General features: G+C 57.1%; 10 protein-coding genes. 3 read left to right on the top strand and 7 right to left on the bottom strand.

The features are described 5' to 3' along the window. Positions 1 to 131 precede the first annotated feature (131 nt). Positions 132 to 692 (bottom strand): aspartate 1-decarboxylase, encoded by a 561-nt coding sequence (gene panD / locus IE156_RS16325; protein WP_189393704.1) that lies wholly within the window; start codon positions 690 to 692, stop codon positions 132 to 134. A gap of 261 nt (positions 693 to 953) precedes the next feature. Here panD and IE156_RS16320 point away from each other — a divergent pair, with 261 nt between their 5' ends. After that, positions 954 to 1736: an ABC transporter ATP-binding protein gene (locus tag IE156_RS16320; RefSeq protein ID WP_189393703.1), complete on the top strand. Its 783-nt coding sequence runs from the start codon at positions 954 to 956 to the stop codon at positions 1734 to 1736. 168 nt (positions 1737 to 1904) lie between these two features. On the opposite strand, the gene IE156_RS16315 is transcribed toward IE156_RS16320, so the two are convergent. Beyond that, complete coding sequence (locus tag IE156_RS16315) at positions 1905 to 2522, bottom strand: flavin reductase family protein (RefSeq protein WP_189393702.1); 618 nt, start codon at positions 2520 to 2522, stop codon at positions 1905 to 1907. Between the two features lie 161 nt (positions 2523 to 2683). On the opposite strand from IE156_RS16315, the gene IE156_RS16310 reads away from it, so the two are divergent. Next, on the top strand, positions 2684 to 3661 hold the full coding sequence (locus tag IE156_RS16310) for an AraC family transcriptional regulator (protein WP_189393701.1): 978 nt from the start codon (positions 2684 to 2686) through the stop codon (positions 3659 to 3661). Between the two features lie 23 nt (positions 3662 to 3684). Here IE156_RS16310 and IE156_RS16305 read toward each other — a convergent pair whose 3' ends face one another. From IE156_RS16305 to IE156_RS16285, 5 genes are read right to left on the bottom strand one after another with little or no spacing between them, the layout of a single operon-like run. Continuing rightward, entirely contained in the window at positions 3685 to 5277 is a 1593-nt protein-coding gene (locus IE156_RS16305) for a phytoene desaturase family protein (protein ID WP_189393700.1), read from the bottom strand. A 1-nt stretch (position 5278) separates the two neighbouring features. Next, entirely contained in the window at positions 5279 to 5890 is a 612-nt protein-coding gene (locus tag IE156_RS16300) for a flavin reductase family protein (protein ID WP_189393699.1), read from the bottom strand. A 25-nt stretch (positions 5891 to 5915) separates the two neighbouring features. After that, positions 5916 to 7160, bottom strand: coding sequence for a styrene monooxygenase/indole monooxygenase family protein (locus tag IE156_RS16295; protein WP_189393698.1), 1245 nt, complete (start codon positions 7158 to 7160; stop codon positions 5916 to 5918). A gap of 52 nt (positions 7161 to 7212) precedes the next feature. Continuing rightward, complete coding sequence (locus IE156_RS16290) at positions 7213 to 7995, bottom strand: SDR family oxidoreductase (protein ID WP_189393697.1); 783 nt, start codon at positions 7993 to 7995, stop codon at positions 7213 to 7215. 22 nt (positions 7996 to 8017) lie between these two features. Then, positions 8018 to 8905 (bottom strand): SphA family protein, encoded by an 888-nt coding sequence (locus IE156_RS16285; protein WP_189393884.1) that lies wholly within the window; start codon positions 8903 to 8905, stop codon positions 8018 to 8020. A gap of 329 nt (positions 8906 to 9234) precedes the next feature. Here IE156_RS16285 and IE156_RS16280 point away from each other — a divergent pair, with 329 nt between their 5' ends. Then, positions 9235 to 10614 carry a DUF6056 family protein gene (locus IE156_RS16280; protein WP_189393696.1) on the top strand — a complete coding sequence of 460 codons (1380 nt, stop codon included), beginning with the start codon at positions 9235 to 9237 and terminating at the stop codon, positions 10612 to 10614. The last annotated feature ends 15 nt before the right edge of the window (positions 10615 to 10629 follow it).

Below are 10629 nucleotides of genomic sequence, written 5' to 3'. Positions count from 1 at the left end.
TATCAGATGTAGTGTCCGCCAACCATCACCCTGATATAAAAAAACGCTGCGATCACTGCTTTAGAGCAGTGATCGCAGCGTTTTTATCTTCTGAGCAGCAGCCGGCTCTTAAACGAACCGGCGCAGACACATCAGTTTTGAGTCGCAGGCGCGAAATCGGCCAAATGGCAGGACAGGATGTCGGCAATGGCACGATCATCCAGACCACGGGCACGCAGATCAGCCGACAGCGCATCCACGTCAACACGGGCCAATGGGCGTTCGGCACCACGAGGACGGTCGTCGCGCACCACACGGAAGTCGTAATCACGTTGGGCCGTTTTGGCCACTTCGTAATGCATGACTTCGTCGATTTCGTTTTCAGGCGTGAAGGTCAGTACGGTAGGGCGCAGGGAATACAGATCTTCGGAGTTCATCACGTATTCGGTAGCACAAATGATGACGGTATCGCCCTTTTGACAGGTACGTGCCGCCGCGCCGTTCAGGACCACGCAGCGCGAGCCGGGTTCACCGAAGATCACGTACGTAGAAATACGGGCACCGCTGTCCTTATTCCAGATTTCCACGAACTCCATGGGTAAAATGCCCGCTTGTTCGCAGATTTCAGGGTCCAGCGTGATCGACCCGTGGTAGTTCAGGTCGGCGCCGGTCACCTTGATACCATGCAGCTTGGCACGGACCACTTTTTTCATGACAACACTCTCTAGAAACGGGTCCGCCAAAACGGACACCTAACATTGGCTACAACGCTGCTAGCGCGCTATCCCTAGCCCCGTCAGGGCTACGGGAAAGACTGCATCATAAACCCAGAAACACGCGTAAATCCGTTTAGACCCACAGATTTGTACGGGAAAACCACAAGCACAATGATTTGCCTCGCGGCCAGTCTGTGCTGTAATCCTCTCTTCCGCGTCGCGCCGGTCTTTTTTATTTTCAATACGATACCGCTTTCCATGCCCAACCTGCTCATCGAAAACATTCACAAACGCTATGGCTCCCTGGAAGTACTCAAGGGCGTCTCTTTGAGCGCAGAGCCGGGCGATGTCATCAGCCTGATCGGTTCCAGCGGTTCCGGTAAAAGTACTTTCCTGCGTTGCATCAATTTTCTGGAAACGCCTAACTCCGGCCGTATCGTCATCAAGGGCGAGGAACTGAAAACCCGTCTGGACCCGAAAACGGATGAGCTGGTTGCGGTAGACAAACAACAACTCAAACGCCTGCGTACCAGTTTGGCGATGGTGTTCCAGCACTTCAATCTGTGGTCCCACATGACGGTGCTGGAAAACATTACCGCCACCCCCATTCATGTGCAGGGCATGGACAAGGCCCAGGCCATTGCCAAAGCCGAGCTGTATCTGGACAAAGTTGGTCTGTCGCGCGATCTGGCCAAACAATATCCCGCCTTTTTATCCGGTGGTCAGCAGCAACGCGTGGCCATTGCCCGTGCACTGGCACTGGAACCGGAAGTGATGCTGTTTGACGAGCCCACCTCGGCGCTGGACCCGGAGCGCGTGGGCGAAGTTCTGCGCGTTATGCAGAATTTGGCCGAAGAAGGCCGCACGATGGTGGTTGTTACCCACGAAATGAGCTTTGCGCGCAACGTCTCCAGCAAGGTGGTGTACCTGCACGAAGGCCTGATCGAAGAAGAAGGCCCGCCAGAAGAAGTACTGGTGTCTCCGCGCAGCCCCCGCTTGGCTCAGTTTTTGGCGGCGGGCGGTTCGTCGCATAAAGGCTAAACCGTTTTACCTGCGCCTGTGATGCACAGGACAGCGTGATAGCCCAGTAAGGCGCTGCCACCAGAGCACAAAACGGACATAAAACAAACGGCGCCTTTTGGCGCCGTTGTGCATTTCCAGTCGCCCGCAAGGAGCTGCCAATCAGCGCTCCTGACTATGGGCCTGCTATCAGGATTTGGGACGCGGCATATCGAACAAGGCCAGTTCCGTAATCTCGAAGTAATCGCCAGGGCCACCACCACGCAAAATAGGACGTGGAATCGCGGTACGGTAAATGCCGTCCACAATGCTGTTGGGCGACACATGCACGCCTACCACTTCACCCAACACCATCCAGGTATTCAGGTCTTTGCCTTCCGAATCCTTCAACTGGAAATGGGTGGTGACCTTGCATTCCAGCGAGGCATGGCTCTCGCCCACGCGGGGTGCATCAATCAGGCGGGAATCCACGGGCGTCAGGCCAGCAACTTCAAATTCACGCACGTCCTGTTCCAGGCTGGTCATGTTCATGGGCTCAGCCAGATCACGGGAGGCCAGATTCCAGGTGAACACGCCGGTTTCAATGGCATTGCGCACGCTGTCTTTGTAACCTACGCTGGAAAAAGCGATGACAGGAGGGCGGTAGTTGAACACGTTGCAGAAGCTGTACGGGGCCAGATTCAGCACGCCGTCCGTGCTTTTGGTACCGATCCAGCCAATGACACGGGGACCCACAATCGAGCTGATCGGGTCGTGGCGCAATCCATGGCCTTGTGTGGGCTCGTAAAAATGAAAGTCTTTCTGCACGGTTCTCTCTGTTATTAAACACAACAAACTAAACAGGACTGCGGGAAATCCCGGTGGCCCACTGATATACTTTACAACTAAAATAAAGCCGCTGCAAACCGTTGAAACTCAAGGTTTTACGTATCCTTCCTACCTTTCAGAACCATCTAGGCGCATGAAACATGGAAAATAAGCCCGATCACTGGGCACGTGTAGCTTCTGCTGACCTAGAGCACGTGCGCAAATCTGTCAGCGATATGTTCAAGTCGCACCAGCTCAAACAGCTGCGTGCCGATCAGGCCCTGCAAACCCGTCTGCGACATGCCGAGTTTGGTCAGGTCGCTTTGAGCCGCCTGGGCTATGGCGCCGACGTACACATCCAACCTGAACACCTAGCCGGTTTTTACCTGGTTCAGATGCCCCAGTACGGCACCGCCAAAATTCGCTGCGGTGGCCAAACCGTGGACTCCACACCCTACGCTGCCACCATTCTGAATCCCAATGAAGACGTGGATATGGTCTGGCATGCCAATAATGAGCAATTAATGCTCAAGATAGACCGCAATCTGGTGGAGCAAGCGGCGAAAGGAATGGGTCTGGACGTAGGGCCGCAAGGGCTGATCTTTCCGGTGCGACTGGAAGCGCACACCCAGCCATCCTGGCAGATCATGCTGCGCTATGTGCTGGACTGCGCCCGCAACTACGAAGATATTTTGCGCTCGCCCCTGATCATCAGCCAACTGGAGCAGTTGGCAGTCACCACCTTATTGGGCTTGCATCCACCAGCTCAGATCCAGGCCCTTAACGCCACACGCGTGCTGCCGCGCCATCTGAAAAAAGTGGCCAGCCATTTGCACGAACACGCACATTTACCGTTGACGGTGGCAGAGCTCAGCACGATTGCAGGCGTCAGCTCGCGCACCTTGCAGCAAGCCTTTCGGGATCATTATGGGGTCAGCCCCATGCAGTACCTGCGTCAAGTCCGGCTAGACCGGCTGCGTCATGAACTGATCCATTCCAACGAGCCCTTTCTGACACTGGCCGACCTCGCCATGCGCTGGGGCTTTGCACACCAAGGTCGTTTCAGCGCCGAATACCGCGGCCGCTTTGGCGAAACGCCTAGCGAGACCCTGATACGAGTGCGTGGCGGCCAGCATTAAGCCGGACCGCCCACCCCGTCCTCTCACCCCTTCAAAATGCGTTGCGCCGCCAGATAGCCGGACTGACCACCCAGGCCTGGACCGGGATGCACCGACGCGCCAATTTGATGCAGATTGCGCCAGGGCGTGGTGCCGCCGCGCGCGTTCTTATGTCCTGCAAAAGGGCGCATAAAAAAGAATTGATCCGGCGAGCACACGCCGCTGTACGGATCGCCCCCCACCAGATTCATATTCAAGGCTTCCAGATCCGCCGGGCTGACACTGCGACGCCCAATAATCTTGGCCGCCAAGCCGGGCATCACGGTTTCCAGACGCGCCTGCACGCGGTCGGCCATTGCCTCACGCACCGCTTCGTTCCAGCGCCCATCGGCTGGCACAGCAATCTCGCCCGCCTCATCTCCTTTGATATGGCGCGGCAGCTCCTGCATTTGCACCCATAAAATCCAATGTCCTTCCGGCGCACGGCTCACATCCACTGCCACAGGCTGGCCTACGGCCAAGGTTGGTTTGGCAGGCAGATAGCCATTGCTGGCCGTGACCACAGACGAGCACACCTGCTCCATGCTTTCCGTGACATGCACCATAGGCACATGGCGCAGTTCCGGGTCCACCCAGTCGGGTGGGGAATTCAGGGCAAAGTGAATCTGCATGCCGCCCCGGCCATAGTGATAATCCTGGGCGGACTTCAACAAATCGGGTTCCACTTCCGGCAGTAAATCACCATACAACTGGCCCGGTGTCACATTGCACACCACGGCACGGCGAGCCAGATAACGCTGCGTCCCAACACACACGCCGGTGGCTTTATTGCCTTCCACCAGCACACGATCCACATGGGAGTTTGTCAGTACTGCACCGCCTGCTTCTTCAATAATGTGGGTAAAAGCCTTCACAATCTGGTAACTGCCGCCTTTAACTACCGGCATACCCCCACTCACTACCGCACTGAAAGTCAGTTTGCCAATAAGGGCCGAGCTGGCTTCGTCTGGGCCCAGGCCGCTATGCAGTACCCAGGGGGCAATCATGGCACGTGCCAGATCGCTACGCAGTTCGCGCATGGCCCAGCGTCGGAAGCTCTCCAGCGCTTGCGAGCCAAAAGACATCAAGCCATCCAGGCCCCGCTCCCGCCAGGCACCAAACGCCAGCTTAGCCATGGGCCAACGATAAGGCTCACCGCCTAACAGGCCAAACACCAGACCCGCATCCGGGCCGAACATACGAGCAGCCATCGCCCCCAGGGCATCGCCTTCACCCGGCATCAAGGCATTGAAACGGCGTACGGTATCGTCCATGTCCTGGCGCAAAGCCAGGGCTGGCCCACCAGGAATGGCGATACCGGTGCTGTACTCGCCTTTGGCAAATTCCAGACCGGCTTTGGCCAAGGGTTCAGCCAGGGCCGCATACGACGCGCCCCCCATGAACAGCGGATACCAGCTGGACAAGACATCGTGCGTAAAACCGGGGAATAGCTCCTGCGTACGGATGCAGCCCCCGGCCACCGCGTTGCGCTCCAGCACCGTCACCGACAAGCCTCGCTGGGCCAACAAAGCGGCGCAGGTCAGGGAGTTCATCCCACTGCCGACAATGACTACATCCGCGCTGTGCGCTTCGCTCATTTCAACGATCTCCGTCCGGTGTGCTCAAGTTGGCAAAGCGGCCACGGTGGAACACCGCAGGTTCGTGCTCGGTCAGCGTGGTGTGGCGCACCACCTGCCCAATAAACAAAGTGTGATCTCCGCCCTCGTGCTGACGGTAGTTCTCGCACACAAAAGTCGCCACGCAATCGTCCAGCAGCGGTACGCCTTCGTCGCCATCCACGTGTGAGACCAGCGCAAACTTGTCTTTCACCTGGGAGCTGGCAAAACCCATTGCCACCGGAATCTGCTCCTGGCTGATTACGTTGATCGCAAAATGACTGCAGTTCTGGAAGATTTCCAGGCTGGGCGAATGATTCACCAGACTCCACATCACCAAAGGCGGTTCCAGCGACAGGGAAGTAAAGGAGTTAATGGTCAGACCCACCGCCCGACCATCGGGGCAACGGGTCGTGACAATGGCCACGCCCGTTGGAAAATGGCCCAGCGCCTGGCGAAACGCACGGCTATCGACCACGTTCACATTGGACGGTGTGGGTTTGGCGTCAGCGGCTGCCAACGCTTGGGCAGACACGGCCTGCCGCTGGGCAGCGGTTTGGGACGGGGAGTCTTGCAGCGTTGCGGTGGGGGTCATGATACGTCTCCTTAAATACTATCTATCAGGCAGCCACAGACTGGCTGCGCGTTTGCTCGATCAGTGCCTGGGCGGCGTTCAGATCTTCCCAAGCAGGGAACAGAACTGGTGGGTGATTGAAACTATTGGCCAGAAAGTGGGCCAGGGCAGGCGATTGCTGTGCCGAGGTCAACAAGGCGAACGAGGACTCGGTAGGCGGCTTCAACATGGAGTTGGTCCAGCGCACCACCAGATTGGCGTAATCCCAGTAACGCTCGAAGGTGGCCTGCATCCAGTTGCGATCAAACGCACCCTCGCCATGCTGCAAAATGCTGTCCAGATACACCTGGGCAGCTTTGGCGGCGTTGTTGGAACCTTGGCCGGTAATGGGATCGTTGACCACCACGGCATCACCCAGACCCAGCACGATGCGACCCGAAGGCAGTGTCAGCACCGGCTTGCGCACGGTGGGAGGGAAAGCGCCGGACAGGTAACCCTGGGCATCGGTCAGTTCCACATTGCGGGCACGGTCGCCTTCCCACGGCAAGAATTCGCGCAGGAAGGACACGCTTTGTTCCAGGTGAGCTTCAGGTGTCTTGGCATCACGAAAACGATCCAGTGGACCGCCGGGCACACCTTCAAACACCATGATGTCGCAAGGGCCGGACAGAGTCAGCGACGGGAACACAAAGTATTCGCCCACACCGGGGATGAAGTTAAAGGACACACGCGAGTACTCAGGCGTAGGCTCCAGACCGTGTACATAGGTCAGAGCCAAGGCGCGCTGGGGCTTGTCGTACATGGAGCGCTGATCATCACGCTCAAACAGTTTGACCACTTCGCCTTTACCGGCGGCCAGCATCGTCAGGTCGTATTCCTGGGTGATGCGCTCCAGTTCGGCCACGCCCACATCTTCCATAATCAGCTTGCCGCCACGCTGAGCAAACAGCTCCAGCCAGTAAGGCATTTTCACGCGCTGGTCGGTCGCTTGCGCTTCGCGGTCCAGGCGGCCGCTCCAATCCACGGCCTTGGTATCAGGCTGGTCGGGGTTGGGCAGGGCAAAGCCAATACCTTGTACAGGTGGGCATTCGTCGTCCCAGAAGTTCAGACCCAGGCGGCGCTCCACATCCAGTGCCTCGGCAAACATGCACTGGCTGGACATCACGCGGCCACCACGAACGTCGTCGGGGCTGCGGTTGGTGAAAATGGCGACTTCGTAGCCCTGGGCCAAGAGGCCGAATGCAACGGGCATGCCAGCCTGGCCGGCGCCCACAATAGCAACTTTACGCATGATTTTTTCCTTCTGAGGGAGCTAAGGACGCCAGCCGGCGTCCCGGTTTTTCTTATTCAGCCAATTTAGGAATGGCAGGGACACCTTGCTCGGGACCCATGGCCGAGTAGCCACCATCCACGGCATAGTCGGCACCGGTCACAAAGCTGGCAGAGTCCGAGAGCAGGAAGGACACGACTTCGCCCACTTCCTGGGGATCGCCCACGCGGCCCAGCATGTGAAATGCCGAGGCCACACGGTCGGTTTTGGCGCGGTCGCCACCGGTCAGCTCGTCCATCACCCGCGACCAGATCCAGCCGGGCGAGACCGAGTTGACGCGGATACCGTCAGGAGCGAAATCCAGAGCCATGCTGCGTGTCAGTTGCAACAGAGCGGCTTTGGAGACCGGGTACAACCAGCGCCCGGTTTGTGCAATCGACGATGAAATGGACGTGAAGTTGACGATGGAGCCACCACGCGGCAACAAAGGACGCACGGCCTTAGCAGCCTGCACCGCGCTGACCAGATTGATGTCCAAAGCCTTGAGCCAGTCTGCACGGCTGGAGACCATGCCTTCGTCCAGATAGGAACAGGCCAGATTGACCAAACCATCCAGGCGGCCAAAGTGCGCCTTGACCTGCTCAATAGCGGTATTCAGGCTTGGGTCGTTCGTGATGTCCACTTGCCAGAATTTGGCTTTGGCGGCATCGCTGCCCACAGCCTGTTGGCCACCGGCTGCATCAATATCGAACACCGCCACACGTGCGCCGTAGCCCATCAGAACCTCGACCACGCCTGCACCTACACGCGTTGCGCCGCCGGTCACGATGACTACCTTGTCTTTCAGTCCTTTCATGTCGATCTCCTGCCGCGGGCCCTTAGAAGGGGACCGCTACTTTTACAAAAAATTGTTTTCCTTCAGGACGGCCACGTACGCCCAGGTCTTGCTGATACTTGGCAGTAATCAACAAGCCCTTATCGTTGGCGTAACGCAGGCTAGGACCAATGGCAAAGGCACGTGCCTTGCTATCGCCTGCCATCGGGCCGCGGTCACTTTCAATCTGCTGATAGGCATAACCGCCAACCCCCAGCACCAGGCCGTTACCAAAGCCCCAACCCACGGCGTAGTCCGCGTGTATGGCTTTACCCGTACGGGTTTCGGTATCGCTGTTGCGGAAGTTGAAGTCCACCATCATCTTCAAATCCAAATTGATGCCGCTGGGCTGCATATAGCTAAATGCGGCAGCGGGCTGGATAGCCCAGTAGTTGCGGCCCAGGTTGGCGCTGTCGGTGACTTTGTAGCGGCCAGTCGGGGCCACGAAGTCCACACCCAGCACGTAGTGCATTTTTTCGCTGGGGTGAAAGCCCAGAGCCGGTCCAAACACCACATCACCCAGGCCACTGCGGCGCTGAGACTGACCTGCCGCTTGAGCCTTAACGGTCAACAAGGGAGCCAGAGCATGGAAAGCCAGCTGGCCACCAAAGACCTGTTGATCGGTTACCCACACCAGACGCGGAGCCACCATGGCGACATCGACTTTGAAGTCCGGAATCGGCAATTTGTCGCCATTCTTGTCACGCACCGAGTCATAGCGCATGGCACCGCCGTACATCAGCAAATGCACACCAGGTGGTGGCAGGGCGCCACTCATGAAGTTTTCCAAACCGTCGGGATAAATGGGCAAACCATTACCTTCAATGGCATAGGCCGGACCAGCGCCCAATGCACCTGCTCCCAATACAACGGCTGCTATTTTTTTATTGATGTCCCCCACGTCCTTCTCCTTTTGTTTTTTAGGTATGACGATGGAGCCAATGGTAGAAGTGCTGTTTGGGTCGGTATATCCACTTTGCGCAGTGCCTAGCCAATAAGCGCAAGAAGCCGCAAAAGCAGGGAAAACCCCGATTTGGTTTAGATTTAAAGGATGACGGTTGGCAAGGCGGTTAAACGCAGCGTTTCAACGGGTATCTGAGATACTTTCCACCCTTCACGCCCGGTAAATACGCGATATCACCGGGGCATCAACTTCGGGCGCCATGAACGATATGAAATGTCGTCTTCGTGGGCCTGACCACACACCGCCTCTTCGTTACGATGAGTTCTACTCTTTTCTTTGCTGAACCCCGATCGGTTCAGCCTTGGCTCAGCCGCCGCTCGGGTGCCTGGGCTTTTCTCTTGTTTGCGGTACTGGCGCTGGGTGCCAGCTGGGCGATTTACTGGCTGACTCCCATGAGCTCTGATGACTTCAGCTATGCCAATAAGGGCATTGCCTGGGCGTCGATCAAGCATCACTACTTGAACTGGAGTGGTCGTCTGGTGTCGGACACGATTTCCAGCGGCATGCTCAGTCTGGCTCCAGGCTGGCTGAAAGCCACACTGAATACGGTAGCGTTGTTTGGGCTAATCACCGTGTTAGCCGCTTTGGGAGCCCGTCTGGCCGGGCAGGTGCTGCGGCCGTCTTTGCTAGTGCTGGTATTCATGCTGTATTGGTTGGTGAATCCCGATCTGGGGCAAACCACCTTCTGGCTGGTAGGCGCAGCAAATTATCTATGGCCCAATCTGTTTAATTTTGGCTTTGCGCTGGTGTTTGTCTGGTATCTGCAAAAAGGCAGGCCTTCGGTGATTGCGGGATTGGCACTGTGCGTGCTGGCACTGTTGGCAGGTTGCTCGAATGAGAACACCGGCATTATCAGTTGGTGTTTACTGGCGTATCTGGGGTTTAGGCATATTCAGCGCACGGGATCGTTAAGCAAGTGGCATCTGGTTTGGCTGCTGTGCATGGGGTTGGGAGTTACCGTTCTGGTTCTGGCTCCCGGCAATCAGGTGCGGTCGGAGGTCTTTGCCCACTGGTACGAGCAGCCTTTGTTATGGCGCATTGGGGAGCATTTTGGCCGTCGTTTTCCGGACGCGGTGTTGCGTTATTGGGGGGTGATTCTGGTCATGCTGGTTTGGCGCTTCGCGGTCGGGCCAGCATCGTCCGCGCCGGTGCGTCGAGCTATTTTTTTGCTGATTGGTGCTTCGCTGTTGGCCAATGCCATTCTGGTTTTGGCACCCAATATTCCCAAACGGGCCTTGAATGGCGGCCTGATGTATCTGCTGGTGGCCTTGTCTATTTATGGCCACGATCTGCTGGCGCAGCGCTCCGTGCAGATGCAGCGCTGTCTCCTAGTGATGTTGGGGGCTGGCTGTTCGATCTGGCTGCTGTCCAGCACACTTATGTTGCGTAGTTATCATGCGGCCTGGCAGCAGGATAAGGTGCGGCTTGCTCTCTTGACCGATGCGCGCAAGAACCATCGGCAGCATGTGGATCTACCCAAGTATTTTTTCTTGCCTACGTTACGGTCCAGGGATCGTTTTGATACGCACTTCAATCGCAAGGCGATGGCGGATTATCACCGGTGCAAGGCGGTGATTAATGAGTATGCGGTGAGTCGACATTACGATTTGGAGTCTGGTGCGCCTGCTAAGCCTTAATGGCTGATGGCGGGT

The sequence above is a fragment of the Alcaligenes pakistanensis genome, from assembly GCF_014652815.1.
GTDB lineage: Bacteria > Pseudomonadota > Gammaproteobacteria > Burkholderiales > Burkholderiaceae_B > Alcaligenes > Alcaligenes pakistanensis.
The sequence above is the reverse complement of the archived record's forward strand: the minus strand, read 5'-3'. Positions and strand labels throughout refer to the sequence as shown.

Coding starts and splice junctions, on each gene's coding strand:
- panD (WP_189393704.1), bottom strand. CDS start 692: ATGAAAAAAGTGGTCCGTGCCAAGCTGCATGGTATCAAGGTGACCGGC.
- IE156_RS16320 (WP_189393703.1), top strand. CDS start 954: ATGCCCAACCTGCTCATCGAAAACATTCACAAACGCTATGGCTCCCTG.
- IE156_RS16310 (WP_189393701.1), top strand. CDS start 2,684: ATGGAAAATAAGCCCGATCACTGGGCACGTGTAGCTTCTGCTGACCTA.
- IE156_RS16305 (WP_189393700.1), bottom strand. CDS start 5,277: ATGAGCGAAGCGCACAGCGCGGATGTAGTCATTGTCGGCAGTGGGATG.
- IE156_RS16300 (WP_189393699.1), bottom strand. CDS start 5,890: ATGACCCCCACCGCAACGCTGCAAGACTCCCCGTCCCAAACCGCTGCC.
- IE156_RS16295 (WP_189393698.1), bottom strand. CDS start 7,160: ATGCGTAAAGTTGCTATTGTGGGCGCCGGCCAGGCTGGCATGCCCGTT.
- IE156_RS16290 (WP_189393697.1), bottom strand. CDS start 7,995: ATGAAAGGACTGAAAGACAAGGTAGTCATCGTGACCGGCGGCGCAACG.
- IE156_RS16280 (WP_189393696.1), top strand. CDS start 9,235: ATGAGTTCTACTCTTTTCTTTGCTGAACCCCGATCGGTTCAGCCTTGG.